We start from the raw sequence: 25,727 nt of genomic DNA, 5'->3' as shown, positions 1-25,727 counted from the left end.
CGATGAGCACTGCGCTGTTCACCGGTGCCGCACTGCTCGGCCTGGCCGGCTCGGTGCATTGCGCGGCGATGTGCGGCGCGAGCAGCGCCGCCGTCGTGCGCGCCTGCGGCGGCAGCGCGGGCGGTCGCACGCTGCGGGCCGCCGCTGCCTTCCACGGCGGACGCCTGCTCGGCTATGCGCTGGCCGGCGCCGTGGTCGCCTCCAGCGTCTCGGCCCTCGGCTGGATGGCCCAGGCGACGCCGGCCCTGCGCCCGCTGTGGGCGCTGCTGCACGTCGCCGGCGTCGCGCTCGGGCTGTGGCTGCTGGCCAGCGGGCGGCAGCCGCGCTGGCTCGCGCAGCTCGGCCGGGTACCGGCAACGGCAACGGCAACGGCAACGGCGACGGCGACGGCGCAGGCGCCGCGCGCCGGTGGCTGGCAGGTGGTGGCCGGGCCGCTGAAGGCCGGTGCCGCCGGCAGCCTGTGGGTCGCGTGGCCGTGCGGGCTGCTGCAGTCGGCGCTGGTGCTCGCGGCGCTGGCCGACGGCGCGCTGGCCGGCGCCGGCGTGATGGCGGCCTTCGCCGTCGCGTCGTCGCTCGCGCTGTGGGGCGCTCCGCTGCTGTGGACCCGGCTCGACCGGCAAGCGCTCGCCTGGGGCATCCGCCTCGCCGGCCTGTGCCTGGTGCTCGGCTCGGGCTGGTCGCTCGGCCGCGGGCTGTGGCCGGACGCGGCGCTCTTCTGTACCACCTCCTGATCCTCCTTTCGACATGACCATGCCCCTTCCCTCCTCTCCCCGCGCCTTCTTCGTCGGCAGCGGCATCGCCGCAATGTCCGCCGCCGTCCTGCTGATCCGCGATGCCGGCTGGCGCGGCCGCGACATCCGCATCCTCGAGGAGCTGCCGGTCGTCGGCGGCGCGCTCGACGGCAGCGGCGATGCGATCGGCGGCTTCCTGACCCGCGGCGGGCGCATGTGGACCGAGGAGGCCTACGTGTGCCTGTGGGACGTGCTCGCGAGCGTGCCGGCCGCCGGCGACCGCTCGCGCAGCGTGAAGGACGCGGTGTGGGCCTTCAACGCCGAGGTGCTCACCGACGCGGGAGCCCGGCTGATCGACGGCGAGCACCGCATCCTCGACGCGAGCGCGCTCGGCTTCGACCTGCACGACCGGCTCGACCTGGTGCGCCTGCTGGTCACGCCCGAACGGCTGCTCGGCACGCGCCGCATCGACGACTGGTTCGCGCCGCACTTCTTCGAGACGAACTTCTGGGCCCTGTGGCGCACCACCTTCGCGTTCCAGAACTGGCACAGCGCGGTCGAGCTGCGCCGCTACATGCTGCGCTTCCTGCAGGAATTCCCGCGCATCCACACGCTCGGCGGCGTGCGCCGCACGCCGTTGAACCAGTACGACTCGGTGGTGCGGCCGATGCAGGAATGGCTCGCGCAGCACGGCGTGGTGTTCGAGCTCGCAAGCCGCGTGCTGGACGCCGATTTCGCCGAGGAGGGCGGCGGACGGCGCATCGAGAGGCTGCATGGCGAGCGCGCCGGCCGGCCGTTCGCGATCGACCTCGCCCGCGACGACAAGGTGTTCCTGACGCTCGGCTCGATGACGGCCGACGCGAGCCGCGGCGGCCACGACCGCGCGGCCACGCTGGTGCGCGAGCCGCTCGAAGGCGCGTGGACACTGTGGAAGCGGCTCGCGCACAAGGCGCCGGGCTTCGGCCGCCCGCAGGCCTTCTGCGGCGACGTGGACCTCAGCAAGTGGCTGTCGTTCACGCTGACGCTGCGCAACCCGGCACTGATCGAGCGCATCCGCCAGTTCTCCGGCAATGCGCCGGGCACCGGTGGGCTGATGACCTTCAAGGCGTCGAACTGGCTGATGTCGATCGTCGTGCCGCACGCCCCGCACTTCGCGAACCAGCCGGACGGCGTCTGGACGGTGTGGGGCTACGGGCTGTTCGTCGACAAGCCGGGCAACTACATCGACAAGCCGATGGCCGACTGCACCGGCCGGGAGATCCTCGAGGAGCTGGTGCGCCACCTCGGCTTCACCGACATCCTCGACCAGCTGCTGGCCACCAGCACCGCGATCCCGGTGATGATGCCGTACATCACCAGCGAGTTCGCGTGCCGCGGCGCCGGCGACCGGCCGGAGGTGGTGCCGCGCGGCGCGCTGAACTACGCGCTGCTCGGCCAGTACGTCGAGATCCCGGAGGACGTGGTGTTCACCGTCGAGTATTCGGTGCGCAGCGCGATGCATGCGGTGTACGGCCTGCTCGGCATCGAACGGCCGATCCCCGCCGTGTACCACGCGATCGCCGACCCGGCGGTCGCGCTGGCGGCGATGAAGACGCTGGTGGGCTGACGCGCCGCCGGCCGGGCTCAGCCGACCAACACGCTCACGCAGTCGTCGTGGCGGCTTCGGGCGTGCGCACCAGCAGCACCGGCACCGGCGACGAGCGCAGCACCTGCTCCGCATCGCTGCCGAGGAAGAAGCGGCTCGCGCCGCGGCGACCGTGCGTGCCGAGCACGACCAGGTCGGCCCCCCAGCGGCGCGTTTCCTGCTCGACCGCGTCGGCCAGGCGCGTGGCCAGGCCCTCGAACAGCTGCGAGTCGACGGCGATGCCGGCGGCGAGCGCGACGGCGCGCCCCTTCTCGAGGATCTCCTCGCCGGCCTGGCGCAGCACCGGCAGCACCTCGCCGGAATAGGCCGCAAAGCTCGCGTAGCCGGCGCTCAGCGTCGGGTCCTCGACCAGGTTCAGCAGGCGGATCTGGCCACCGGTCAGCCTGGCCAGGCGGATGGCCTCGTCCAGGCCGAGCATCGAGGTGGCGCTGCCGTCGATCGGCACGAGAATGCGTTGGTACATGATGGGTTTCCCGGGTGGCGTGGCGACCTGCCACCGCGACAGTGTGGGAACCCCGCGGCCGCGCGGGCTTGATCCAGATCAGCGGCCGCCGTCAGCGCCGGTACAGCCCGTCGATCTCGGCCTCGAAGCGCGCCAGCAGGTTGTGGCGCTTGAGCTTCAGCGTCGGCGTCATCAGGCTGTTCTCGACCGTCCACGGGTCCAGGCTCACCCACACCGCACGCGGCACGCCGTAGCGCGGGAACGCGGCGGCCTGCCGCGCGATGCGCTGCAGCGCGGCCTGCTGCACCGCCGGCAGGTTCAGGCTCGCGGGCTGCGCCGGATCGACGCCGAGCGATTGCGCCAACGCCTGCCACTGCGTGCGGTCGAGCACCGCCACCGCCGCGATGAACGGCCGGTTCTCGCCGAGCACGAAGACCTGGCTGAACAGCGGATCGGCCGCGATCGCAAGCTCCAGGTCGGCCGGCGCGATCTTCTCGCCGGTTGACGTGACGATGATCTCCTTGATGCGCCCGAGGATGCGCACGCGGCCGCCATCGATCGACGCCTGGTCGCCGGTGCGCAGCCAGCCGTCGTCGGTGAACGCACGCGCACTGTCCTGCGGCCGCTTCCAGTAACCCGCCATCACGTTCGGGCCGCGCACCTGCAGCTCGCGGTTCTCGCCCAGGCGCAGCTCGACGCCCTGCAGCGCGGTGCCGACGGTGGCCGGGTCGTTGTACTCCAGCGTGTTGGCGGCGACCACCGGCGAGGTCTCGGTCATGCCGTAGCCCTGCAGCACCGGCACCCCGAGGCCGAGGAAGCAGCGCGCGAGCGCCGGCGCGAGTGGCGCGCCGCCGCTCACCGCCACCCGCAGCCGGCCGCCGAAGCTCGCCCGCAGCGGCCGGCCGGCCAGCGCATCGAGCAGCGGCGCCACCAGCATCTCGGCCGCCGCCCACGGGCTGGCCGCGCAGGGCAGGCCCTGCTGCCGGCAGAAGCGCCGCCAGCCGACGGCCTGTGCCGCGTCGAACAGCCAGCGCTTCGCGCGCGAACCGGCCAGCCGCGCATCGAGCTGCGCGCGCACGCGCTCGTAGATGCGCGGCACCGAGATCAGCACCGTCGGGCGCACGGTGCGCAGGTCCTCGGCCAGCAGCGCGACCGAGCGCGCATGCGCGACGCTGCTGCCGGCGGCGATCGGCAGGTAGTAGCCGGCGGTGCGCTCGAACGTGTGCGACAGCGGCAGGAACGACAGGAAGACGTCGTCCGGCCCCGGCGCGACGTGCGCCAGCACCGCCATCACGTTGGCGACCACGTTGGCATGCGTGAGCATCACGCCCTTGGGCTTGCCGGTGGTGCCGGAGGTGTAGACGATCGCGGCGAGGTCCTCGGGGCGCGGTGCGGCGCTCGCCTGCCCGGCCGCGCCGGCACCGGCGGCGAGCCAGTCGCCCGCGGCGACCACCGGAACGGCGCCGCCCTCTCCCGCCGGCACCGACGCCGCCGCGCCCACCACGACGACGCAGCGCAGCGCCGGCAGCGCGACGCCGGTGGCGCGGATCGCCTCCCATTGCGCGGCCTCCTGCACCATCAGCACGGCCGCCTCGCTGTCGCCGAGGATCCAGGCGATGCTCGCCGGGTTGTCGAGCGCATGCATCGGCACCGGCACGCAGCCGGCGGCCATCGTCGACAGGTCGGCCCAGACCGCGTCGACGCCATTGGGCAGCAGCAGCCCGACGCGGGCGCCGGCCGGCAGCTGCAGCGCCGCGAGCGCGAAGGTCCAGCGCTGCACCGCGGCCGCGGCTTCACGCCAGCTGAGCGCGCCCCAGCGGCCGGCCGCGGCATCGAAGCGGCGGTACGCGGTGCCTTCGGGGCTGCGCTGCACGCGCGCCTCGAAGAGTTCGGTCAGCGTGCGGGCGCGGGACAGGATCGGATCGGGAAGGGTCATCCGGAGCATTGTCATGCCGCCGCGCGCCGCACGTAGGCATCGCACCAGCCCGCGGCCGCCACCCGCTTGCGCGGGAACAGCGTGCACTCCGACCAGGGTTGCGCCGCCACGCGGTACAGCGCGCAGTTGTCGCAGGTGCTGCCGGCCCTGAACTTCGGGTAGGCCTTGCGGTCCACGCGCGTCGCGTCCTCGACGTAGCCGACCGCCTTCGCATGCGGGTCGCGCTCGTCCAGGTGCGGGTAGGTCGACGGGTCCGGCGGCGGCGCCGGCTTCGGCTTCGCCGGCGCCAGCGGCGCGAGCAGCACCGCCCCGGCCGGCACGAGCCGGATGAAGCGGCGCCGCGTGCAGTTCCCATCCAGGTCCATGCCGTCGTCCTCTCGAGGGTTCATCGGATGGCTCGATTCTTCGGTGCGGGCCCGTGCCGCGGCTTGCGCCACGTCAAGCATCCCCCGCGGCATGCTGCCTATCGTGGCGTTCCCCTTCAGGAGAAGCGCCATGCCGCAGATGAAAGCCGCCGTCGTCCATGCATTCGGCCAGCCCCTCGAGATCGAACAGGTGCCGGTGCCGGACGTGCCGCCCGGACAGGTCCTCGTCAAGGTCGAGGCCTCGGGCGTGTGCCACACCGACCTGCATGCCGCCAGCGGCGACTGGCCGGTCAAGCCGCGCCTGCCGCAAGCGCGCGGCGGCTTCAGCATCGCTCAGGCCCTCGGGCCCCGTCATCGCCGGATCGGCATCGTTCATCGGTGGTTCCCTGACAAGTCGTCGCACTGTCCGCTCCGCTCGTCGAGGCGATCTTGCGGTGCGTCAATGCAGCCGCTCGACCACGAGCCTGCGAGCGCGCCGTGATGGCGCCTGTCGATGTCACACTGACGAATGAGCATCCGCCACCTCGACCGCCTGCTGGAACCCCGATCGGTCGCCGTCGCCGGGGCCTCCGACCGCCCCACCAGCGTCGGCGCCACCGTCTGGCGCAACCTGCGGGCCGGCTTCCGCGGCCCGCTGCACGCGCTGAACCTGCGCTTGCGCACGCTCGACGGGCAGCCGGTCTTCGCACGCCCCGACCAGTTGCCGGCGCCGCCCGACCTGGCGGTGCTGTGCACGCCGCCCGAGACGCTGGCCGACCTGGTCGACCGGTTCGGCCGGCTCGGCACGCGCGCGGCGATCGTGATGACCGCCGGGCTCACCGACGCGCAGAAGCAGGCGGTGCTCGAGGCCGCGCGGCCGCACATGCTGCGCCTCCTCGGCCCGAACTGCCTCGGGCTGCTGACGCCGCGCCTCGGGCTGAACGCGAGCTTCGCGCACACCGACGCGCTGCCCGGCAACCTGGCCTTCGTCTCGCAGTCGGGCGCGCTGGTCACCGCGGTGCTCGACTGGTCCCGTGCGCGCCGCATCGGCTTCTCGCACCTGGTGTCGCTCGGCGAGCATGCGGATGTCGATTTCGGCGACCTGCTCGACCACCTGGCGAGCGACGGGCACACGCGCGCGATCCTGCTGTACATCGAATCGATCGGCGGATCCCCCAGCAGCGTGCGCAAGTTCATGTCGGCCGCGCGCGCGGCGGCGCGCAACAAGCCGGTCATCGTCGTGAAGGCCGGCCGCGCCGGCAACGGCCTGCGCGCGGCGGCGTCGCACACCGGCGCGCTGGCCGGTTCCGACATCGTGTTCGATGCGGCGATCCGCCGCGCCGGCATGCTGCGCGTCGACACGCTGCAGGACCTCTTCGTCGCGGCGCAGACGCTGGCGCGCTTCGGTGCGAACCGCGACGACCGCCTGACGCTCGTCACCAACGGCGGCGGTGCCGGCGTGCTGGCCGCCGATGCGGCCGCGCGCCGCGGCGTGACGCTGGCCGAGCCGACGCCCGCGCTGCAGGCCCGGCTCGATGCGGTGCTGCCGGCCGCCTGGTCGCACGGCAACCCGGTCGACATCATCGGCGACGCGCCGGTGCAGCGCTATGTCGACGCGCTGCAGGCGGTGCTGGCCGAGCCGCAGGCCGGCGCGGTGCTGTTCATGCATGCGCCGACCGCGATCGTGCCGAGCGCCGACATCGCGCGCTCGCTGCTGCCGCTGGCCCGGGAGGCCACCGGCCGCCTGATGGCCTGCTGGCTCGGCGACGGCGCGGTGGCCGAGGCGCGCGCCCTGTTTGCCGAGGCCGGCGTGGCCGACTACGCGACGCCGGAAGAAGCGGTCAACGCGTTCTCGATGCTGCGTTGCTACCGGCACAACCAAGCGACGCTGCTGGAGACGCCGACCGCCAGCGGCAACGCCGCACCCGACCTCGCCGCGGCGCGCCGGGTGTTCGACGCGGTGCGGGCCGACGGCCGCGAGCTGCTGCAGGAGCACGAAGCGAAGGCGGTGCTCGCGGCCTACGGCATCCCGGTGGTGCGGACGCTGCGCGTCGATGCGGACGCCGACGCCGCCGCCGAAGCGGCCGGCCGCATCGGCTACCCGGTGGCACTGAAGATCGCGTCGCCCGACATCACGCACAAGTCCGACGTCGGCGGCGTCGCGCTCGGCCTGGCCGACGAGGCATCGCTGCGCGCGGGCGCGGCCCGCATGCTCGACACGGTGCGCCGGGAGCGCCCGCAGGCCCGCGTCGGCGGCTTCAACGTGCAGGCGATGGCGAGCCGGCCGATGGCGCAGGAACTGATCGTCGGCGCGAGCATCGACCCGAGCTTCGGCCCGGTGCTGATGCTGGGCCACGGCGGCACCGCGGTCGAGGTGCTGGCCGACCGGGCGATCGGGCTGCCGCCGCTGAACCGGGCGCTCGCGCGCGAGCTGGTGTCGCGCACCGCGGTGTCGCGCCTGCTGGCGGGCTACCGCGACCACCCTGCCGCGCGGCTCGACGCCGTGGGCGACGTGCTGATCGCGGTGTCGCAGATGCTGGCCGACCTGCCGGAACTGGCCGAGCTCGACATCAACCCGCTGTGGGCCGACGGCTCCGGCGTGCTGGCGCTGGACGCCCGCATCCGCCTGGGCCGCGAACCGGTCGCCGGCGCGGCGCGTTTCGCGATCCGGCCCTACCCCGATGCCCTGGTCGAGACGCTGCCGTGGCAGGGCGAGGCGCTGACGCTGCGGCCGGTCCGCCCGGAAGACGAGCCGGCGCACCGCCGCTTCGTCGAACAGCTGAGCCCGGACGACCTGCGCTTCCGCTTCTTCAATGTGCGGCGCGAGCTGGCGCACAGCGAGCTTGCGCGGCTGACGCAGATCGACTACGCCCGCGAGATGGCGTTCGTCGCGGTGCGCACGAGCGCCGACGGCACGAGCGAGACGCTGGGCGTCGCGCGGGCCGCGGTCGATCCGGACAACCAGGAGGCCGAGTTCGCCGTCGTCGTGCGCAGCGACCTGCAGGGCCGCGGCCTGGGCCGGTTGCTGATGGGCAAGCTGATCGCCTACCAGGCCGCGCAGGGCACGCAGCGCCTGGTGGGGCTGGTGCTGCACGACAACCTGGCGATGCGCGCCTTCATGCAGCGCCTCGGCTTCGAGCAGCGAGGCGGCGACGGCGACGCGCTGCGGCTGGTGCTGCCGCTGCAGGCGCCGCCGGTCAGCGGATGACGAGCACCGGCGTCTTGCACTGGCTCAGCACGCGGGTCGTCACCGACCCGAGCACCATCGAGCCGAAGCTGGAGTGCCCGTGCGAGCCCATCACGACCAGGTCGAAGCGGCCGCTGTCGGCCAGCTCGCCGATCACGGTCGGCGCATGGCCGATCTTGTCGACGAAGCTGGCGTTCCACTTCTGCTGCGCGACGAAGGCACGCACCGGTTTCAGCACGTCCTCGGCTTCGGCGCGGTAGTAGTTCGCGACCGTCTCTCGGTCGAAGAAGCCCTTGGCATGGGCGGGCACCGGCATCGTGACGGTGAGCACGGTGTAGTCGTGGCCCGCGCCGAGGAATTCGTCGTGGGCGGCCAGGTAGGCCAGCATCTGCTTCGTGCAGGCGCTGCCGTCGACGGCCAGCAGGATCTTCATGGTCTCTCTCCTTGGGGTGGTGGAAGCGGGTCGAACTCAGTGAACCATCAGCAGCGGCAGCCGCGCGGTGTGCATCAGCGAGCGGGTCGCACCGCCGAGCACCTGCTCGCGCAGCCGGCCGTGGCCGTAGCAGCCCATCACCAGCCACTGCGCGCCGACCCCGGCGGCCAGCGCCGTCAGTTCGTCGCCGATCGAACGCGGCTCGTGGCCGCGCTGGTGCATGACGGGCGCGATGCCGTGGGCCTTCAGGTGGCCGACGATGTCCAGGCCGCCGGCGGCGCCGACGACGGCGGTGCGCGACCAGCTCGCCACGTGCACCTCGCGCGCCTGCGCCAGGAACGGCAGCGCGGCGGCGACGGCGCGGGCGGCTTCGCGCGACGGCTTCCACGCAATCAGCACGCAGTCGGGCGCGGAACTCGCGATGCCGCGGTCGGGCACGATCAGCGCGGGCTTGCCGCTCTCGATCAGCAGCGATTCGGTGAAGCCGGCCGGCAGGTCGTGCCCCGCGGTCGACGGGTCGCGCTGGCCGAGCACCAGCAGGTCGGTGCACAGCGCATGCTGGACGACGGCCTGCAGCACCGGTTCGCGCACGACCTCGGCCCAGCGCACGCGCGAGAGTTCCTCGCCGCCGGTGAGGTCCTGCAGCAGCCGTTCGCGCGCGAGCTGGCGCGTGTCGGGTTCGGCGAGCGTGGCGGCCGCCGCGGCGACGGCACCGAAGCGGCCGTCGGATTCGGCGTGCAGCGGCGTCGCCGCGAACAGCGCGGTGACCTCGCCGTCGTGCCGCTCGGCCAGTTCGCGCGCCACCGTGAGCCGCCTGACGGTGCGCGGCGAGGTGTCCGCGAGCATCAGGATCGAGCGGACCGGGTTCACGGTGGCAAGGCGTTGCGACATGCCGCCACGGTACGCCGCTGCCGCCGCGGCATGTTGATGCACCTCAACCGAGATCGGTCTCGTCGCGCGTGACCTGCGTGCCGGTGGTGCCGGCCAGCAGCGCGGCGACGTCGTCGAGCCGGCCGATCGCCGCGCGCCGCCCGGTGGTCTCGACGAAGCCGGCAGCGGCGAGCGCCTTCGCGCCCATCGAGCCGGCGGGCAGCACGAGCCGCCGCAGCGAGCGCGGCGTGGCGGCGGCGAGGCGGTGCGCCTGCGGTGTGCCGAAGCCGAGCTGGATGCCGTCGACGTCGGTGAGCAGCAGCAGGATGTCGGCCTGCAGTTCGCGGGCCAGCAAGGCGCTGGCGGCGTCCTTGTCGATGACGGCGTCGATGCCGTGCAGCAGCCCGTCGCGCTCGACGACCGGGATGCCGCCGCCGCCGGCGCAGACCACGACGACGCCGGCCTTCAGCAGGTGGCGGATCGCCGGCAGCTCGACGATCTGCCGGGGCTGCGGCGACGCCACGACGCGCCGCCAGAGCTCGCCGTCGGGCGCGAACTGCCAGCCGCGCGCGGCGAGCAGTTGCACCTCGGGCCGGCGGTAGCCGGGGCCGACCGGCTTGGTCGGTGCCGAGAAGGCCGGGTCGTCGGCATCGACGCGCACCTGGGTGAGCAGCGTCGCGATCGGGTGGCCGCCGAGCTCGCAGGCGAGGGCCTGCTCGACCAGGTAGCCGACCATGCCGTCGCTCTCGGCGCCCAGCACGTCGAGCGGCGTGGCGTCGGCGCCGGCACCGGCGCGGCTGTCCTGCCAGGCGGCGGCCTGCAGCGCGAGCCAGCCGACCTGCGGCCCGTTGCCGTGCGTGATCACCAGGTCGTGGTCGGCGGCCAGCGGTGCGAGGGCGCGGGCGGCGGTCACCAGGTTGTCGCGCTGGACCTGCACCGACATCGGCTGGCCGCGGCGGATCAGTGCGTTGCCGCCGAGGGCTGCGACGATCCTCATGCCAGCGTCGCCACCAGCAGCGCCTTGATGGTGTGCATGCGGTTCTCGGCCTGGTCCCAGACGATCGAGGCCGGCGATTCGAACACCTCTTCGGTCACCTCCATCCCGTCGAGGTCGAAGCGCTGGAACATCTCTTCGCCGCGCCGCGTCGCCCGGTTGTGGAAGGCCGGCAGGCAATGCATGAACTTCACCGCCGGGTTCCCCGCCGCCGCCATCAGCCGCGCATTCACCTGGTAGGGCCTCAGCAGCGCGATCCGCTCGGCCCAGGCGGCTTCCGGCTCGCCCATCGACACCCACACGTCGGTGTAGATGAAATCGACGCCCTCGACCGCCTGCAACGGCGCTTCGGTGAAGCTCAGCTTCGCGCCGCTGACCCGCGCCAGCGCCTCGCACTGCGCCTGGATCGCGGCCGCCGGCCACAGCGCGCGAGGCGCCGCGATGCGCAGGTCCATGCCCATCAGCGCCGCGCCCTGCAGCAGCGAGTCGCCCATGTTGTAGCGCGCGTCGCCCAGGTAGGCCACCCGCATCTCGCGCAGCGGCTTGTCGCACTGCTCCTGCATCGTCATCAGGTCGGCCAGCACCTGCGTCGGGTGGAATTCGTTCGTCAGGCCGTTGTAGACCGGCACGCCCGCATGCGCGGCCAGCTCCTGCACGGTCTGCTGCGCAAAGCCGCGGTACTCGATCGCGTCGTACAGCCGGCCCAGCACCCGGGCGGTGTCCTTCACGCTCTCCTTCTCGCCGAGCTGCGAATCGCCCGGGCCGATGAACGAGACGTGCGCCCCCTGGTCATGCGCCGCGACCTCGAACGCGCAGCGGGTGCGCGTCGACGACTTCTCGAAGATCAGCGCGATGTTGCGCCCGCGCAGCGTCGGCTGCTCGGTGCCGGCCGCCTTCGCGCGCTTGAGCTCGTGCGACATCTCCAGCAGGTGCTGGAGGTCGCGGGCGTTCAGCTCGTCGAGCGACAGCAGGTTGCGGTTCTTCAGGTTGTAGGCCATGTTGCGTCTCCCTGCGCGTTCAGAACACCACCGCATCGCGGCTCAGCGGGCAGCTCATGCAGTGCGCCCCGCCCCGTCCGCGCCCGAGCTCGCCGCCCGGGATCTCGATCACCTCGATCCCCGCCGCGCGCAACCGCCGGTTGGTGTGCGTGTTGCGGTCGTAGCCGATCACGACGCCCGGCTCCAGCGCCAGCACGTTGTTGCCGTCGTCCCACTGTTCGCGCGCGCTCTCGAAGTCGTCGCCGCCGGTCGCGATGGCGTTCAGCGCCGGCAGCTCCAGCGCCGCGCTCACCACGTCCAGCAGGTGCTGGCCGGCCAGCGTTCGGATGCGCGGTGCCCCGCCGCGCGGGCCGGGCTCGAGCTCGTGGCACACCATGCGGTCCACCACCTCGGGGAAATAGGTGACCACCTCGCGCGAACACGGCGTGAACACCGTGTCCAGGTGCATCGCCGCCCGCGCCCGCGGCATCTGCGCGGCGATCACCCGCCGCGCCGCGCCGTGCTCGAACAGGCGGTGCGCCAGCTGCACCACCGCCTGCGGGCTGCTGCGCTCGCCCATGCCCACCAGCAGCACGCCGCGGCCGAGCGGCATCAGGTCGCCGCCTTCCAGCGTCGCCATCCCGTGGTCGCGCACCTCGCCGCCCCACCAGGTCTCGAAGCCGCCATTCACGAAACGCGGATGGAAGCGGTACACCGCCGCCTTCAGCAAGGTCTCGCCCCGGCGCACCGGCCAGAACATCGGGTTCAGCACGACGCCGCCGTACAGCCAGCTGCTCGCGTCGCGCGTGAACAGGCTGTTCGGCAACGGCGGCAGCACGAAGTCGTGCAGGTCCAGGTACGGGCCCAGCAAGCCGTTCGGCCGGAACGGCAGCTCCGCCTTGGTCATGCCGCCGATCAGCAGCTCCGCCAGCCGCGCCGGCGGCAACTCGGCGAGCGCCGCCTGCAGGTCGTCCAGCATGCCCAGGCCGACGCTGTCGGGGACGACCCGCTGCTGCAGCACCCAGCGCCGGGCCTCGGGTTGCGCCAGCGTCTCGGCCAGCAGGTCGTGCAGCTCCAGCACCTCGACGCCGCGGCGCGTCATCTCCGACACGAAGTGCGCGAAGTCGCGCTGCGCGCGTTCGACCCACAGCACGTCGTCGAACAGCAGCGCGCGGCAGTTGTCCGGCGTCAGCCGCTGCTGCGCCAGCCCCGGCCGGCACACCAGCACGCTGCGCAACCTCCCGATTTCCGAATGCACGCCCCAGTTCATCGCCTTGTCCACGCCTCTCAGATCTTCTGCAGGTCCAGCGTGCCGCCGGCGATCAGCCAGAGCGTCACGAACGCCACCGCGAGCAGCAGCACGGCCCCCACCTGCTCGCCCGCCCCCGAATACACCGGCAGGCCCCGGCGCCGCCGCGCCAGCGCATGCACCACCAGCCCCGGCGCGTACACCAGGGCGGTCAACAACAGGTACACCGGCCCGGCCGTGTAGACCAGCCACGCGCTGTAGACCGTCGCGACCGCGCCGGTCAGCAGCAGCCCGCGCGAGGCCGTGCCGCGCCGCAGCGCGAACAGCGCGCACAGCAGGTAAGGCAGCAGGATGGTCGAGGTGGCGAGCTTGATCAGCGCCAGGTAGGCGTTGCCGGCCAACAGCGACAGCAGCAGCACCGCCTGCACGATGCCGTTGCTCCACCACAGCGCGGCGACCGGCGACTGCCGGCGGTTCTCGCGGGCCAGGCCGGCCGGGAAGACGTCTTCCTTCGCGGCGCTGTACGGCACCTCGGCGCCGAGCAGCGTCCACGCGAGCATCGCGCCGCCGACCGAGACCAGCAGCCCGAGGTTCACCAGCGCCGCGCCCCACGGCCCGACCACCTGCTGCAGCACGCCGGCCATCGACGGGTTGGCCATCTGCGCCAGCGCGGCCTGCGGCACCACGCCCAGCGACAGCAGCGTGATCGCCATGTACAGCGCGAGCGTCGCGCCGAAGCCGATCATCGTCGCGCGGCCGACATCGCCGGCACTGCGCGCGCGGCCGGAGAACACCGACGCGCCCTCGATGCCGATGAAGGCCCACACCGTGACCAGCATCGTCGAGCGCACCTGCTCGAACACCGGCCCGAGCTTCGGATCGCCCCACATCGACAGCGAGAAGGCCTGCACCTTGAACGCCAGCGCGACCAGCGCCACGAACATCAGCAGCGGCACGAGCTTCGACAGCGTCACCAGCGTGTTGACGGCGGCGGCGGTGCGCACCCCGCGCAGCACCAGCGCGTGGTACGCCCACAGCAGCGCCGACGCGAGCGCGACGCCCACCCCGGTGTTGCCCGCACCCAGCCCCAGCGCCGGCAGCAGGTTCGACAGCGCCGCGACGATCACGATCAGGTAGCCGGCATTGCCGATCAGCGCCGACAGCCAGTAGCCCCAGGCCGACTGGAAGCCGATGAAATCGCCGAAGCCGGCCCGGGCGTAGCCGTACACGCCGCCGGCCACGCCGGGCTCGGCCTGCGCGAGTTGCAGGAACATCGTCGCGAGCGACAGCATGCCCAGCGCGGTGATGCCCCAGCCGATCAGGATCGCGCCGGCACCTGCGCCGGCCGCCATGTTCTGCGGCAGCGAGAACACGCCCGAGCCGATCATCGAGCCGATCACCAGGCTCGCCAGGGCCCCCAGCGGCAACCCGCGGCCGGACGCGCCTGCAGCGGCCGGCAGGCGCCGGCGGGGCGGCGGGGGGGCAACGACGGTGGACATGGCGACCTCCTGCAAAAGCCCTCGATCGGGCAGGCAGTCAGCCTAGTGGGGACGGCCGCGCCGGCCTTGATGCCCGTCAAGCCATCGACGCGTCAGGCGCCGTGCCGCGCATCGCCAGCGCGCCTGATACCGAGCGGACACAAACGGTTCACGCGCTGTTACCCAGCGATACCCAGCGATCCCGCCCGGTCGCGCTGCATTGACAGGCGATTCCTAAGCTCTCGCTCATTCCACGAAACAAGCCAGGAACCTTCCATGCACACCGCCACGCTGCACGCCGAGTCCGCCAGCCGCCCGCCGATGCCGACGACGTCCGCCCTGCCGGCGCCCTCGCGCAGCATGGCCCGCCCCGATGCCGGCACGGTGTGCGCCCGGGTCAACGAATCGCTGAAGCTGCTGGCCGACTCGGTCGAGGTGCAACGCCGCATCGTGCATGCCGGCGACACGGTGTTCCAGGGCGGTCAGGGGTTCCAGTGCCTCTACATCATCAATTCCGGCTTCTTCAAGACGCTGAACGTCGCGGCCGACGGTCGCGAGCAGGTCGTCGGCCTGCACTTCAAGGGCGACTGGATGGGCTTCGACGGCATCGCGCACGGCCAGTACGGCTGCGATGCGATCGCGATGGACACCGGCGAGGTCTGGTCGGTGCGCTACGACACGCTGCTGCTCGCCGCGGCCCGCCAGCCGGCGCTGCTCGGCCTGCTGCACGCCGCGATGAGCCGCGAGATCTCGCGCGACCGCGACTCGCTGCTGTCGCTGGGCACGCTGCCGGCCGATGCGCGCGTCGCCGACTTCCTGCGCTACTGGGCCGAGTCGCTGTCGCAGCGCGGCCTGCGCGCCGACCAGATCACGCTGCGCATGACGCGTGCCGAGATCGGCAACTACCTCGGCATGACGCTCGAGAGCGTCAGCCGCGCGCTGTCGCGCATGGCGCGCAGCAACGTGATCCGCTTCACCGAGAAGGGCCGGCGCGACCTGTGCATCGCGAGCACCGAGGCGCTCGCGTCGTTCATCCAGGCGGCGATGACGCCGGCGTCGCGGGTGCTGCAGTGACCGCGGCCCGGACCAACGCACGCACCATCGCGTCGGACAGCTCCTCGCGCGAGTAGGGCTTGCGCAGCAGCTCCCACGGCAGGCCGAGGCCGTCGCCGACCATCGCCTCGGACGAATAGCCCGACATCAGCAGCACTGCCAGCGCCGGCCGCAGCACGGTCGCCCGGCGCGCGAGGTCGGTGCCGCGCAGGCCGGCGCCGAGGATCACGTCGCTGAGCAGCAGGTCGATCGGCTGCGCCTGCTCCAGCGCGGCGAGCGCCGGCTCGGCGCTCGCGTGGGCCGTCACCTCGCACTTCAGCGCGAGCAGGAAGTTGCGGCACACCGCCAGCACCTCCGGATCGTCTTCCACCACCATCACGCGCAGGCCGGGCGGCAACGCGGCCGGCGCCTCGCCCCGCGCCTCGGCGAGGCTCGGCAGGTCGAAGCGCGGCAGGTACAGCGTGACCCGCGTGCCGGCGCCCGGCGCCGAATCGAGCGCCACCGCGCCGTTCGACTGCCTGGCGAAGCCGTACACCGTGCTCAGTCCGAGCCCGGTGCCGCGGCCGGCCTCCTTGGTCGTGAAGAACGGCTCGAAGGCGCGGTCGCGCACCGCCTCGGACATGCCGTGCCCGGTGTCCGAGACGCTGATCTCGACGAAGCCGTCGTCGCGCCGCGCCGCCTCGCCCAGCTCGGCCACCAGCGGCGCCGGCACGCGCCGGCAGGGACGGCAGGCGAACGACAGCGTGCCCCCGTCGGGCATCGCATCGCGTGCATTGATCGCGATGTTGAGCAAGGCCGATTCGAGCTGGCCGGGGTCGGCGCGGCAGCCGGGGCAGCCGTCGGGCGCGTCGACGACGATCTGCACCCGCTCGTCGAGCGTGCGGTGCAGCATGTCGGCCAGCGAGTGCAGCAGCAGCGCCGGCTCCACGCGCGTGGGCACCAGGCGCTGGCGGCGCGAGAACGCGAGCAGCTTGCCGGTGAGTTCGGCGCCGCGCTTCGCGGCCCGCGTGGCGGCCCCCAGCATCTGCTGCAGCCGCGGCTCGTCGGCGACCTGCGGCTCGTACTCGAGCACCTGCAGGTTGCCCTGGATCACGGTCAGCAGGTTGTTGAAGTCGTGCGCGATGCCGCCGGTCAGCTGGCCGACGCTTTCCATGCGCTGGGCATGGTTCAGCTGGTCCTCGGTCTGCACGCGCTGCAGGCTGGCGGCCAGCAGGCTGGACAGCGAATCGAGGAAGCGCAGCTCGTCGTCGCCGAAACGGCGCGCCTCGCGGCTGCGCACCGCGAGCACGCCGACGATGCTGCCGCGTTCGGACAGCGGCACGCCCAGCCCGCTGACCAGCCCGCTCGCCAGGAAGTCCGGCGGCACCTTGAAGCGCGTCTCGCGCGCATAGTTGGAGACCACCACCGGCCGGCCCTCGCAGAGCACGAAGCCCGGCGGCGTGTCGGGCCGGTTCGGCACGCGGCGCCCCTCGACCTCGTCGCCGCCCAGCCCGACGCCGGCCGCGAGCCGGAATTCGATGCGGTCCGGCTCCAGCAGGTAGACCACTGCCGTCTCGACCTGCAGCCCCTCGGCGGCGATCTGCGGCACCTGGCGCAGCAGCGCCTGCGGGTCGCGGGTGTCGACGGCCAGCCGCGCGAGCTTGGCGACGTGCTCGCTGTAGCGGGCCTGCTGCAGCGCCTGCTGCACCCGCGGGTACGCAGCGATGCCGCGGATCGCCGCGACGACGAACGGCAGGCCGTCGTCCTGCACCGGGCTCAGCGCGATCTCGACGATCACCTCGCTGCCGTCCTTGCGCCGCGCGGTCAGCTCCAGCTGCGTGCCCATCGGGCGCGGCTTCGGGCTCATGCCGTAGGCGCCGCGGTAGGCCGCATGGCGCGGGCGGATGCTGTCGGGCACCAGCGCATCGACCGGCAGGCCGACGAGTTCTTCCACCTGGTAGCCGAGCAGCGCGGCTGCCGCCGGGTTGGCCCGCACGATCAGACCCTGCGCATCGACCAGCAGCAGCGCATCGGGATAGGCGGAGAACAGCGACCGGAACAGGCGCCCTTCTTCGGGCGTCGGCGGCGGGCGGTGCGGTGGCATGACAAGGCTCCGTCGTTCAGGCGCCCACCACCGGCACCGCGAGCATGTAGCCGGCGCTGCGCACCGACTTGATCAGCTGCGGGCTTTCGGGATCGGCTTCGAGCTTCTTGCGCAGGCGCCCGACCTGCACGTCGATCGTGCGGTCGAACGGCGCCGCCTCGCGCCCGCGCGTGCTTTCGAGCAGGAAGTCGCGCGACAGCACGCGGCCCGGGTGGCGCACGAACACGCTCAGCAGGTCGAACTCGCCGCTGGTCAGCGCCACCTCGACGCCGGCGCGGTTGGCCAGCCGGCGCGCGGCGAGGTCGAGCTCCCAGTCGAGGAAACGCAGGCGCTCGGCCGGCCCTCGCGCGGCCGCGGGCGCCGCGGCCGGCGCGGCGACGGCGGCGACCGCCGGGGCGGCGACGCGCCGCAGCACCGACTTGATCCGCGCGAGCAGCTCGCGCAGGTCGAACGGCTTGGTCACGTAGTCGTCGGCGCCGATCTCCAGCCCGACGACCTTGTCGACCGCATCGCCGCGGCCGGTGATGATGATCAGCCCGCACTGGTGGTGCTCGCGCAGCCGGCGCGCGATCGCGAAACCGTCCTCGCCCGGCAGTCCGAGGTCCAGCAGCACCAGCGACGGCGGATCGAGCGACATCAGGGCATCGAGCGCCCGGCCCTGGTGGACCTGCGAGACGCGGAAACCCTGGCCGCCGAGGTAGTTGGCGAGCAACTGGGTGATGTCCACCTCGTCGTCCAGCACGGCGATGTGCTGCGGAACCCCCTGCGATGTCACGAAATGCCCCTTTGCTGCGCGGTCGGCGGCCTGCCCTCCCAGCCGCCCGCAGCACTATACGCGGCGGAGTCGTGGCCGAGCCCCCTGCCCGCCTGCGGAACCGCACGGCCTCAGCGCGGTGCCGCGCTGCGCAGCTCCAGGTAGCCGCCGGCGCGGAACACCGTCAGCCGCGTGCCCGCCAGCGTGCGCCACGACAGCAGCGCGCGCACGAAGTCGCCGCTGTCGCCGAGGGCCCGGCCGTTCATGCCGACCACGATGTCGCCGACGCGCAGGCCGAGCGACGCCGCGACGCTGCCGCGCGCCACCGCGTTGACGAAGGCCCCCCGCGCATCCGGCCGGCCGGCGTGCCAGGCCGCGAGCGGCGACACGTCCTCGAAGCCGGCGCCCAGCCGCGGCCGGGGCGCGGCACCGTCGCTGCGCAGTTCGGCCACCACCTGCTGCACCACCTCGATCGGCATGAACAGGCTGACGCCCGAGGTGCCGTACGGGCCGACCACCGTGCGCAGGCTCATGCCGACGATCGCGCCGCGGGCATCCAGCAGCGGCCCGCCGGAGTTGCCGGGGTTCAGCGTCAGGTCGCTCTGGATGAACAGCACCTCGCCGTCCTCCGCGAAATGCCGCGCACGGCCGCCGACGATGCCCGCCACCACCGACCGGTTCAGGCCGTACGGCTCGCCGATGGCGAGCACCCAGTCGCCGGCGCGCAGCGCGGCCGAGCGCGCGAACACCGGTGCCACGGAAGGCGCCGCAGCCAGCTCGAGCAGCGCAATGTCCATGTCGCGGTCCATCGCCCGCACGCGCGCCGCGCTGACGCGCTGGTCGGGCAGCTTCACCAGCACCTGGCCGGCACCGGCCACCACGTGCGCGGCGGTCACGACCGCCCCGCCCTCGTCGATGAAGAAACCGGCGCCGATGCGCGCCGGCAGCTCGGCGGTGCTCCACGGCGCGAGTTCGTCGCCGCGCGGCAGCGAGGCCTCGTCGGCGTCCGCCGCATCGTCCGCGCCGATGCCGTAGACGCCGACCGCGAACGCGCCGCCGCGGCTCACCGCCGCCGCGAAGCCCGCGGCCGGCGCGGGCGACGGCCACGGCGCGGCGCAGCCGGCCAGCCCGGCGGCCAGCAGCAGCGTGCCGAGCAGGCGCCGCACCCCGTCAGCGCCCGCCGGGCGGCCGGTGGCCGTGGCCGTGGTTGTCGCAGATGGCCGGCCCGATGCCCAGCGGCGGCGGCAGGGCCCACAGGATCTTCTTGAAGACATGGCGGTAGTGGTCATCCGGTTGATGGCCGGTCAGCGGGTCGCGGTTGGCGCAGAACGCGCTGTCCAGCGCGGCCCAGTCATCGGCCGTCAGCACGCGCTCGGCGAGCGGCAGCACCTCGGCCTCCTCGGCCCGGATGTGCGCCAGGTAGAAGTCGATGTAGCGCAGCATGGCCTGCTCGAAGCGATCGCGGCGCACGCTCAACTGGACGGTGTCGGCCATCATCTCGAAGCCGAGCAGTTCGTGCTCCAGCACGCGGATCGCGCGCTCGCCGTCGGCGTGCTCGCGGTCGAGCCGGTCCAGCACCGCGTCGCCTTCGGTCGTGCGCTGCCGCAGCAGCGGGAACAGCAGTTCGCTCTCCTTCGCATGGTGCAGGCGCTCGGGGAACTCGTCGACGTAGAACAGCATCGCGCGCAGCACGCCGAAGTCCGGCAGGCTGCCGCGGCGCCGGTGGTCGGCCAGCAGCAGGCTGATCGAGCGCAGCATCGCCGACATGGCGCTGTGCTCTTCGAGGATGACGCGCACGGCAGCGTGTTGCATGGCAGGGTCCCGGCCGACGTAAGGCCTCCAGCTTCGCGCCGCGCCGGCCGACGTGCCTTGATGCGCGTCAACGCCGCGATGCGGCACGTGGGCGTGGCGGGAAAGCTTGACTTTCATCAAGCGGCGGATCGGTGTTCCTTTGACATTCGTCAAACGGCGCATCGGTGTTCCTGCCTATCCTCGTGCGGATGAAATTGACAAGCCCGATCGGCGGGAGTACACCCGCAGCCGTTCACGCGGGCGGCCCGGCAGGCGCCGGCCGGACGAGGGAGAACACCATGAACAAGGCTTCCGACGTCCCGACGAAGCGGCAGGAGCGCACCGTGCTGCTCGTGTCGCTGGCGGTGATCGCACCGGTGCTGGCGGTCGGCGTCGTCGGCGGCTACGGCTTCCTCGTGTGGATCTACCAGCTCTTCGCCGGCCCGCCCGGGAGTTGAGCGTGCACCCCCCCGAGCTTCACATCGCGAGCCTGGTCGTCCATTCGACGCCGGCTCGCGCCGCCGCGCTGGCGGCGACGCTGTCGACCCTGCCGCAGGCCGTCGTCCATGCAGTGGGCGCCAACGGCAAGCTGGTCGTCACGCTGGAAGCCGACGGCGCCGCGCAGATGGTCGCGCTGGTGCAGCAGATCCAGCGCACCGACGGCGTCCTGTCGGCAGCGCTGGTCTACCAGCATGCCGACACCCTGGATTCCATGAACGAGGAGATTTCCGATGCCGATCGCCCGCAGGGACTTCATCCGGCAGACGGCGGCGGCTAGCGCCGGTGCGGTCGCCGGCCTGCCATTGCCCGGCCTGGCGGCCACCCCGACCGACAACGCCGAGCTGAAGTGGTCCAAGGCCCCGTGCCGCTTCTGCGGCACCGGCTGCGGCGTCACCGTCGCGGTCAAGGACAACCGCGTCGTCGCGACGCACGGCGACCTCGAGGCCGAGGTCAACAAGGGCCTGAACTGCGTCAAGGGCTACTTCCTGTCGAAGATCATGTACGGCGAGGACCGGCTGACGCGCCCGCTGATGCGCATGAAGGACGGCAAGTACGCGAAGGACGGCGAGTTCCAGCACGTCTCCTGGGACCAGGCTTTCGACGAGATGGCGCGGCAGTTCAAGCGGGTGCTGAAGGAGAAGGGGCCGACCGCGGTCGGCATGTTCGGCTCCGGGCAATGGACGGTGTGGGAAGGCTATGCCGCGCTGAAGCTGATGAAGGCCGGCTTCCGCTCGAACAACCTCGACCCGAACGCCCGCCACTGCATGGCCTCGGCGGCCGTCGGCTTCATGCGCACCTTCGGCGCCGACGAGCCGATGGGCTGCTACGACGACATCGAGGCCGCCGACGCGTTCGTGCTGTGGGGCTCGAACATGGCCGAGATGCACCCGATCCTGTGGACGCGCGTGACCGACCGGCGCCTCACCGGCAAGGACGTCAAGGTGGCGGTGCTGTCGACCTTCGAGCACCGCTCGTACGAGCTGGCCGACCTGGACCTCACCTTCACGCCGCAGACCGACCTGGCGATCCTGAACTACATCGCGCACTACATCATCTCGACCGGCCGGGTGAACCGCTCGTTCGTCGAGAAGCACACCACGTTCAGGCTCGGCAACCCCGACATCGGCTACGGCCTGCGGCCGGAGCACCCGCTGCAGAAGGCGGCGAAGAACGCCAACGCCGCCGGCGGCTCGAAGCCGATGAGCTTCGACGAGTTCGCGAAGTTCGTCTCCACCTACGACCTCGAGTACACCGCGAAGTTGAGCGGCGTCCCGAAGAACCGCCTGCAGGCGCTGGCCGAGCTGTACGCCGACCCGAAGGTGAAGGTGATGTCGTTCTGGACCATGGGCTTCAACCAGCACACCCGCGGGGTCTGGGCGAACAACATGGTCTACAACATCCACCTGCTCACCGGCAAGATCGCGACGCCGGGCAACAGCCCGTTCTCGCTGACCGGCCAGCCGTCGGCCTGCGGCACCGCGCGCGAGGTCGGCACCTTCGCGAACCGGCTGCCGGCCGACATGGTGGTCACCAACCCCAAGCACCGCGCGCACGCCGAAGAGATCTGGAAGCTGCCCGACGGCACCATCCCCGACGTGCCCGGCTACCACGCGGTGCTGCAGAACCGCATGCTCAAGGACGGCAAGCTCAACGCCTACTGGGTGATGGTCAACAACAACATGCAGGCCGGCGCCAACCTGACGCAGGAAGGCTACCCGGGCTACCGCAACCCCGACAACTTCGTCGTGGTGTCCGACGCCTACCCGACCGTCACCGGGCTGGCGGCCGACCTGATCCTGCCGGCCGCGATGTGGGTCGAGAAGGAAGGCGCCTACGGCAATGCCGAGCGGCGCACGCACTTCTGGCACCAGCTGGTCGGCGCGCCCGGCGAGGCGAAGTCCGACCTGTGGCAGCTGATGGAGTTCTCCAAGCGCTTCAGGATCGAGGAGGTCTGGCCGGCCGAGCTGATCGCGAAGAAGCCGGAGTACCGCGGCAAGACCTTGTTCCAGGTGCTGTTCGAGAACGGCCAGGTCAACGCCTTCCCGGCCTCGCAGGTGGAGGCCGGCTACGCGAACGACGAGGCGAAGGCCTTCGGGTTCTATCCGCAGAAGGGACTGTTCGAGGAGTACGCGACCTTCGGCCGCGGCCACGGCCACGACCTGGCGCCGTTCGACCGCTACCACCAGGTGCGCGGGCTGCGCTGGCCGGTGGTCGACGGCAAGGAGACGCGCTGGCGCTACAAGGAAGGCTCGGACCCCTACGTGAAGCCGGGCAGCGACTGGCAGTTCTACGGCAACCCGGACGGCAAGGCGGTGATCTACGCGTTGCCGTACGAGCCGCCGCCGGAGGTGCCCGACAAGGACTTCCCGTTCTGGCTGTCCACCGGCCGCGTGCTGGAGCACTGGCACTCGGGCTCGATGACGCGCCGGGTGCCCGAGCTGCACCGCGCGGTGCCGAACGCCGTCTGCTTCATGCACCCGGACGACGCGAAGGCGCTGGGCGTGCGGCGCGGCGACGAGATCGAGGTCGCCTCGCGCCGCGGCGCGATGCGCACGCGGGTCGAGACGCGCGGGCGCAACAAGCCGCCGCGCGGGCTGGTGTTCGTGCCGTGGTTCGATGCCAGCCAGCTGATCAACAAGGTCACGCTGGACGCCACCGACCCGATCTCGTTCCAGACCGATTTCAAGAAGTGCGCGGTGCGCATCGCGAAGGTCGCCGCGGTGTGAGGCGCAGGGAGAACCCATGAATGCACTCCGAATGCTGGCGCGGTCATGCGCCCTGGCTTGCGCGCTGGCGTGCGCGGCGGTCGCCGCGGCCCCGCCGCTGCTGCAGGACGCGATGCGCGGCCCGACCCCGATCCTCGACGACGCGGTGCCGCCCCGGCTGGCCAATGCGGTCAACGACGACCAGCGCCGCATGCGCAACTACGACATGCAGCCGCCGATCATCCCGCACCGGGTCGACGGCTACCAGGTCGACCGCAACTTCAACAAGTGCCTGGACTGCCACGCCCGCGCCCGCACCGAATTCAGCCAGGCGGTGCCGGTGAGCGTCACGCACTACATCGACCGCGACGGCAAGGTGCTGGCGCAGATCTCGACGCGCCGCTACTTCTGCCAGCAGTGCCACGTGGCGCAGGAGCCGGTGCGTGCGCTGGTGGCCAACACCTTCGAGGACGTCGACACGGTGCTGCGCAAGGCAGCCGCCTCCTCCGCCCACCGCTGACCGGAGGCCCGCCGTGCGCCACCTGCTGATCCGCTTCTGGACCATCCTCGCCCGCCCCAGCGTGCACTACAGCCTGGGCGTCCTGCTGCTGGCCGGCTTCATCGCCGGCGTGACGTTCTGGGGTGCCTTCAACACCGCGATGGAGGCCACCAACACCGAGGCCTTCTGCACCAGCTGCCACGAGATGCGCGACAACGTGTTCGCCGAGCTGAAGAGCACCATCCACTACACCAACCGCTCCGGCGTGCGCGCGGTGTGCTCGAACTGCCACGTGCCGCACGAGTGGACCCACAAGATCGCCCGCAAGATGCAGGCGTCGAAGGAGGTCTGGGGCAAGGTGTTCGGCACCATCGACACGCCGGAGAAGTTCCAGGCCAAGCGGCTGGAGCTGGCACGCCACGAATGGGCCCGTTTCAAGGCCAACGATTCGCTGGAATGCCGCAACTGCCACAACTACGACTCGATGGACTTCACGCGCCAGAGCGTGCGCGCGCAGGCCATGCACTCGACCCACCTGGCCAACAAGGACAAGACCTGCATCGATTGCCACAAGGGCATCGCGCACCGGCTGCCGCACATCCCGCCCGGCGAGGCCCCGACCGACACGCCGGGGCAGCAGGTGCCGAAGGCCGAGCAGGCGGCGCAGGCCGAAGCCGGCGCCGCCACCGCACGCTGAGGCTCAACGCAGTTGCGCCTGGATCCGCCGCACGAAGGCCGGGTCGGCGCTGCCCAGCCGCGTGGTGCGCCCGGCGACGCGGCCGCGCGCATCCAGCAGGACCAGCAGGCTGGTGTGGTTGTAGTCGCCGTCGGGCAGCGCGCGAAAACGGATGCCCAGCAGCGCGGCCAGCTTGCGCGCGCCGGCCGCGTCGGTGCGGGCCAGCGTCCAGTGCGCGCCATCGAGTCCCCGTTCGTCGGCGGTGCGCCGCAGCACCTGCACGGTGTCGCGTTCCGGGTCGAAGCTCACCATCAGCACGCCGATGCGTTCGCGCTCGGCCGGGGCCAGTGCCGCCTGCGTGTCGCGCAGCGCGTCGACCAGCATCGGGCAGACGAACTGGCACGAGGTGTAGAACATCGTGACCAGCATCGGGTGGCCCTGGCCGGCATCGAGCGCGATGGCCCGGCCGTCCTGGTCGGTCAGCGGCAGGTCGAGCTGGTAGACCGAATCGCCCGGCCAACGCGGCGCGGCGCCCGCCGAGGCGGCACAGGCCAGCAGCGTGGCCAGCAAGGTTCTTCTCAACATCAGTGTTTCTCCTTCAGAACGGGGGCCTGCGGACGCACGCAGCGAAAGCCGAGGCTGCGCGTGCTGTTCGAGGCGTCGAGGGATGACAGCAGGGCCACGCGCATCAGCACCGCGTAGTTCTCCCGCTGTTGCAGGTCGATGGCGCCGGCGCCGCAGAACTGCAGCTTGTCGGGGTCGTCGGCGGAGCGGCTGTCGGGGTTCACCAGCAGCGCGTTGAAGTCGTCCACCCACTCCCACACCAGGCCGTGCAGATCGCGCACGCCATACGCATTGGGTGGGCCGCCGACGGCCGGCAGCGCCTGCGTCGCCGGCCGCGAATACCACGCCAGGATGCGCGCGCGCCACGCGGGGTCGGCGCGCGCATCGACACGGGTCTCGTCGGCCGCCGCCACGTACTCCCACTCGGGCCAGCTGGGCAGCCTGCCGCCCTCGCCCTCGCAGAAGGCCTGCGCGGCGAACCAGCTGAGCCCGGTGGCCGGCTGGTCGGCTCGCCAGCCGTCGCCGGGCGTGACCGGGTCGCGCCAGCCGCTCAGGTAGTCGGCATCGGCGAAGACCGTGGCGACGCGCCCGCGCTGCCACTGCGGCTGCGCGACGACGAAGCGCTGCAGCTCGCCCACCGTCACCGGCGTCGCGCGCATCGCGAAGGCGGCGATGGCTTGCGGCTGCTGCTGCGCATCGCGTGCCAGCACGCTCGCGAGCGTGCCGGCCGGAATGTCGACATACGCCACCGTCTGCGCCGCGCACGGCAGCGCGATGCAGCAGGCACCGGCGGCGATCCAGGCCGTCGTGCCCAC

At 72.3% G+C, this 25,727-nt stretch carries 25 protein-coding genes; 10 read left to right on the top strand and 15 right to left on the bottom strand.

From position 1 onward, the window contains the following. Positions 1–2: 2 nt before the first annotated feature. On the top strand, positions 3–731 hold the full coding sequence (locus tag ASC98_RS04500) for a sulfite exporter TauE/SafE family protein (RefSeq protein ID WP_056806341.1): 729 nt from the start codon (positions 3–5) through the stop codon (positions 729–731). Positions 732–744: 13 nt separating this feature from the next. Continuing rightward, entirely contained in the window at positions 745–2,337 is a 1,593-nt protein-coding gene (locus tag ASC98_RS04495; protein WP_082552751.1) for an oleate hydratase, read from the top strand. A gap of 34 nt (positions 2,338–2,371) precedes the next feature. On the opposite strand, the gene ASC98_RS04490 is transcribed toward ASC98_RS04495, so the two are convergent. The 3 genes from ASC98_RS04490 to ASC98_RS04480 all read right to left on the bottom strand — a co-directional run bounded on the left by ASC98_RS04490 (position 2,372) and on the right by ASC98_RS04480 (position 5,143). Continuing rightward, complete coding sequence (locus tag ASC98_RS04490) at positions 2,372–2,839, bottom strand: universal stress protein (protein ID WP_056806098.1); 468 nt, start codon at positions 2,837–2,839, stop codon at positions 2,372–2,374. A gap of 91 nt (positions 2,840–2,930) precedes the next feature. Beyond that, positions 2,931–4,763 (bottom strand): long-chain fatty acid--CoA ligase, encoded by a 1,833-nt coding sequence (locus ASC98_RS04485; RefSeq protein WP_056806095.1) that lies wholly within the window; start codon positions 4,761–4,763, stop codon positions 2,931–2,933. A gap of 2 nt (positions 4,764–4,765) precedes the next feature. Further along, positions 4,766–5,143 (bottom strand): high-potential iron-sulfur protein, encoded by a 378-nt coding sequence (locus ASC98_RS04480; protein ID WP_235581167.1) that lies wholly within the window; start codon positions 5,141–5,143, stop codon positions 4,766–4,768. 106 nt (positions 5,144–5,249) lie between these two features. Here ASC98_RS04480 and ASC98_RS32260 point away from each other — a divergent pair, with 106 nt between their 5' ends. Together ASC98_RS32260 and ASC98_RS04470 are read left to right on the top strand one after the other, a co-directional pair. Continuing rightward, positions 5,250–5,600: an alcohol dehydrogenase catalytic domain-containing protein gene (locus ASC98_RS32260; protein ID WP_056806089.1), complete on the top strand. Its 351-nt coding sequence runs from the start codon at positions 5,250–5,252 to the stop codon at positions 5,598–5,600. Between the two features lie 27 nt (positions 5,601–5,627). Beyond that, positions 5,628–8,306, top strand: a complete 2,679-nt coding sequence (locus tag ASC98_RS04470; protein ID WP_056819677.1) for a bifunctional acetate--CoA ligase family protein/GNAT family N-acetyltransferase — start codon at positions 5,628–5,630, stop codon at positions 8,304–8,306. On the opposite strand, the gene ASC98_RS04465 is transcribed toward ASC98_RS04470, so the two are convergent. From ASC98_RS04465 to ASC98_RS04440, 6 genes are read right to left on the bottom strand one after another with little or no spacing between them, the layout of a single operon-like run. Next, positions 8,296–8,718: a universal stress protein gene (locus tag ASC98_RS04465; protein WP_056806084.1), complete on the bottom strand. Its 423-nt coding sequence runs from the start codon at positions 8,716–8,718 to the stop codon at positions 8,296–8,298. The two genes, ASC98_RS04470 and ASC98_RS04465, sit on opposite strands and share 11 nt — an antisense overlap. A gap of 36 nt (positions 8,719–8,754) precedes the next feature. Continuing rightward, complete coding sequence (locus tag ASC98_RS04460) at positions 8,755–9,609, bottom strand: universal stress protein (protein WP_056806081.1); 855 nt, start codon at positions 9,607–9,609, stop codon at positions 8,755–8,757. A 43-nt stretch (positions 9,610–9,652) separates the two neighbouring features. Next, positions 9,653–10,585 carry a carbamate kinase gene (locus ASC98_RS04455; protein WP_056806079.1) on the bottom strand — a complete coding sequence of 311 codons (933 nt, stop codon included), beginning with the start codon at positions 10,583–10,585 and terminating at the stop codon, positions 9,653–9,655. Then, positions 10,582–11,580 (bottom strand): ornithine carbamoyltransferase, encoded by a 999-nt coding sequence (gene argF, locus ASC98_RS04450; RefSeq protein ID WP_056806076.1) that lies wholly within the window; start codon positions 11,578–11,580, stop codon positions 10,582–10,584. Before argF ends, ASC98_RS04455 begins: the two co-directional genes overlap by 4 nt. Positions 11,581–11,599: 19 nt before the next feature. After that, a complete protein-coding gene (locus ASC98_RS04445; RefSeq protein WP_056806335.1) occupies positions 11,600–12,829 on the bottom strand; it encodes an arginine deiminase in 1,230 nt (409 codons plus the stop codon). A gap of 17 nt (positions 12,830–12,846) precedes the next feature. Beyond that, entirely contained in the window at positions 12,847–14,307 is a 1,461-nt protein-coding gene (locus ASC98_RS04440; protein WP_082542268.1) for a basic amino acid/polyamine antiporter, read from the bottom strand. Between the two features lie 255 nt (positions 14,308–14,562). Here ASC98_RS04440 and ASC98_RS04435 point away from each other — a divergent pair, with 255 nt between their 5' ends. After that, positions 14,563–15,360 (top strand): Crp/Fnr family transcriptional regulator, encoded by a 798-nt coding sequence (locus ASC98_RS04435; protein WP_235581165.1) that lies wholly within the window; start codon positions 14,563–14,565, stop codon positions 15,358–15,360. Here the strand turns inward: ASC98_RS04435 and ASC98_RS04430 are convergent. From ASC98_RS04430 to ASC98_RS04415, 4 genes are all read right to left on the bottom strand, one after another. Beyond that, positions 15,317–17,422, bottom strand: a complete 2,106-nt coding sequence (locus tag ASC98_RS04430) for a PAS domain S-box protein (protein WP_056806068.1) — start codon at positions 17,420–17,422, stop codon at positions 15,317–15,319. The genes ASC98_RS04435 and ASC98_RS04430 overlap by 44 nt on opposite strands. Before the next feature lie 16 nt (positions 17,423–17,438). Next, the gene (locus tag ASC98_RS04425; protein ID WP_056806065.1) at positions 17,439–18,197 is read right to left on the bottom strand and encodes a winged helix-turn-helix domain-containing protein; all 759 of its coding nucleotides are present in this window, start codon (positions 18,195–18,197) and stop codon (positions 17,439–17,441) included. 110 nt (positions 18,198–18,307) lie between these two features. Then, complete coding sequence (locus ASC98_RS04420) at positions 18,308–19,342, bottom strand: S1C family serine protease (RefSeq protein ID WP_056806063.1); 1,035 nt, start codon at positions 19,340–19,342, stop codon at positions 18,308–18,310. A gap of 4 nt (positions 19,343–19,346) precedes the next feature. Beyond that, on the bottom strand, positions 19,347–19,988 hold the full coding sequence (locus tag ASC98_RS04415) for a hemerythrin domain-containing protein (RefSeq protein ID WP_056806060.1): 642 nt from the start codon (positions 19,986–19,988) through the stop codon (positions 19,347–19,349). A 278-nt stretch (positions 19,989–20,266) separates the two neighbouring features. On the opposite strand from ASC98_RS04415, the gene napE reads away from it, so the two are divergent. From napE to ASC98_RS04390, 5 genes are read left to right on the top strand one after another with little or no spacing between them, the layout of a single operon-like run. Next, positions 20,267–20,425, top strand: a complete 159-nt coding sequence (gene napE / locus ASC98_RS04410) for a periplasmic nitrate reductase, NapE protein (RefSeq protein WP_056806057.1) — start codon at positions 20,267–20,269, stop codon at positions 20,423–20,425. Between the two features lie 2 nt (positions 20,426–20,427). After that, the gene (locus ASC98_RS04405) at positions 20,428–20,745 is read left to right on the top strand and encodes a chaperone NapD (RefSeq protein WP_235581164.1); all 318 of its coding nucleotides are present in this window, start codon (positions 20,428–20,430) and stop codon (positions 20,743–20,745) included. Next, positions 20,699–23,194 carry a periplasmic nitrate reductase subunit alpha gene (napA, locus tag ASC98_RS04400; RefSeq protein ID WP_056806052.1) on the top strand — a complete coding sequence of 832 codons (2,496 nt, stop codon included), beginning with the start codon at positions 20,699–20,701 and terminating at the stop codon, positions 23,192–23,194. Before ASC98_RS04405 ends, napA begins: the two co-directional genes overlap by 47 nt. Positions 23,195–23,225: 31 nt before the next feature. Further along, positions 23,226–23,693, top strand: coding sequence for a nitrate reductase cytochrome c-type subunit (locus tag ASC98_RS04395; RefSeq protein ID WP_082542255.1), 468 nt, complete (start codon positions 23,226–23,228; stop codon positions 23,691–23,693). A gap of 13 nt (positions 23,694–23,706) precedes the next feature. Next, positions 23,707–24,369 (top strand): NapC/NirT family cytochrome c, encoded by a 663-nt coding sequence (locus ASC98_RS04390; RefSeq protein ID WP_056806051.1) that lies wholly within the window; start codon positions 23,707–23,709, stop codon positions 24,367–24,369. Positions 24,370–24,372: 3 nt separating this feature from the next. Here ASC98_RS04390 and ASC98_RS04385 read toward each other — a convergent pair whose 3' ends face one another. Then, the gene (locus tag ASC98_RS04385; protein WP_056806049.1) at positions 24,373–24,933 is read right to left on the bottom strand and encodes an SCO family protein; all 561 of its coding nucleotides are present in this window, start codon (positions 24,931–24,933) and stop codon (positions 24,373–24,375) included. Further along, positions 24,933–25,727, bottom strand: a complete 795-nt coding sequence (locus ASC98_RS04380) for a formylglycine-generating enzyme family protein (protein ID WP_056806047.1) — start codon at positions 25,725–25,727, stop codon at positions 24,933–24,935. Before ASC98_RS04380 ends, ASC98_RS04385 begins: the two co-directional genes overlap by 1 nt.

This window comes from Rhizobacter sp. Root1238 (genome assembly GCF_001425825.1).
GTDB lineage: Bacteria > Pseudomonadota > Gammaproteobacteria > Burkholderiales > Burkholderiaceae_C > Rhizobacter.
The sequence above is the reverse complement of the archived record's forward strand: the minus strand, read 5'-3'. Positions and strand labels throughout refer to the sequence as shown.

What these genes read in the sequence shown, in the direction of transcription:
- ASC98_RS04395 (WP_082542255.1), top strand. Translation starts at nt 23,226, where the DNA reads ATGCTGGCGCGGTCATGCGCCCTGGCTTGCGCGCTGGCGTGCGCGGCG.
- ASC98_RS32260 (WP_056806089.1), top strand. Translation starts at nt 5,250, where the DNA reads ATGCCGCAGATGAAAGCCGCCGTCGTCCATGCATTCGGCCAGCCCCTC.
- ASC98_RS04430 (WP_056806068.1), bottom strand. Translation starts at nt 17,422, where the DNA reads ATGCCACCGCACCGCCCGCCGCCGACGCCCGAAGAAGGGCGCCTGTTC.
- napA (WP_056806052.1), top strand. Translation starts at nt 20,699, where the DNA reads ATGCCGATCGCCCGCAGGGACTTCATCCGGCAGACGGCGGCGGCTAGC.
- ASC98_RS04445 (WP_056806335.1), bottom strand. Translation starts at nt 12,829, where the DNA reads ATGAACTGGGGCGTGCATTCGGAAATCGGGAGGTTGCGCAGCGTGCTG.
- ASC98_RS04435 (WP_235581165.1), top strand. Translation starts at nt 14,563, where the DNA reads ATGCACACCGCCACGCTGCACGCCGAGTCCGCCAGCCGCCCGCCGATG.
- napE (WP_056806057.1), top strand. Translation starts at nt 20,267, where the DNA reads ATGAACAAGGCTTCCGACGTCCCGACGAAGCGGCAGGAGCGCACCGTG.
- ASC98_RS04465 (WP_056806084.1), bottom strand. Translation starts at nt 8,718, where the DNA reads ATGAAGATCCTGCTGGCCGTCGACGGCAGCGCCTGCACGAAGCAGATG.
- ASC98_RS04485 (WP_056806095.1), bottom strand. Translation starts at nt 4,763, where the DNA reads ATGCTCCGGATGACCCTTCCCGATCCGATCCTGTCCCGCGCCCGCACG.
- ASC98_RS04500 (WP_056806341.1), top strand. Translation starts at nt 3, where the DNA reads ATGAGCACTGCGCTGTTCACCGGTGCCGCACTGCTCGGCCTGGCCGGC.
- ASC98_RS04470 (WP_056819677.1), top strand. Translation starts at nt 5,628, where the DNA reads ATGAGCATCCGCCACCTCGACCGCCTGCTGGAACCCCGATCGGTCGCC.
- ASC98_RS04455 (WP_056806079.1), bottom strand. Translation starts at nt 10,585, where the DNA reads ATGAGGATCGTCGCAGCCCTCGGCGGCAACGCACTGATCCGCCGCGGC.
- ASC98_RS04415 (WP_056806060.1), bottom strand. Translation starts at nt 19,988, where the DNA reads ATGCAACACGCTGCCGTGCGCGTCATCCTCGAAGAGCACAGCGCCATG.
- argF (WP_056806076.1), bottom strand. Translation starts at nt 11,580, where the DNA reads ATGGCCTACAACCTGAAGAACCGCAACCTGCTGTCGCTCGACGAGCTG.
- ASC98_RS04440 (WP_082542268.1), bottom strand. Translation starts at nt 14,307, where the DNA reads ATGTCCACCGTCGTTGCCCCCCCGCCGCCCCGCCGGCGCCTGCCGGCC.
- ASC98_RS04490 (WP_056806098.1), bottom strand. Translation starts at nt 2,839, where the DNA reads ATGTACCAACGCATTCTCGTGCCGATCGACGGCAGCGCCACCTCGATG.
- ASC98_RS04495 (WP_082552751.1), top strand. Translation starts at nt 745, where the DNA reads ATGACCATGCCCCTTCCCTCCTCTCCCCGCGCCTTCTTCGTCGGCAGC.
- ASC98_RS04460 (WP_056806081.1), bottom strand. Translation starts at nt 9,609, where the DNA reads ATGTCGCAACGCCTTGCCACCGTGAACCCGGTCCGCTCGATCCTGATG.
- ASC98_RS04480 (WP_235581167.1), bottom strand. Translation starts at nt 5,143, where the DNA reads ATGAACCCTCGAGAGGACGACGGCATGGACCTGGATGGGAACTGCACG.
- ASC98_RS04385 (WP_056806049.1), bottom strand. Translation starts at nt 24,933, where the DNA reads ATGTTGAGAAGAACCTTGCTGGCCACGCTGCTGGCCTGTGCCGCCTCG.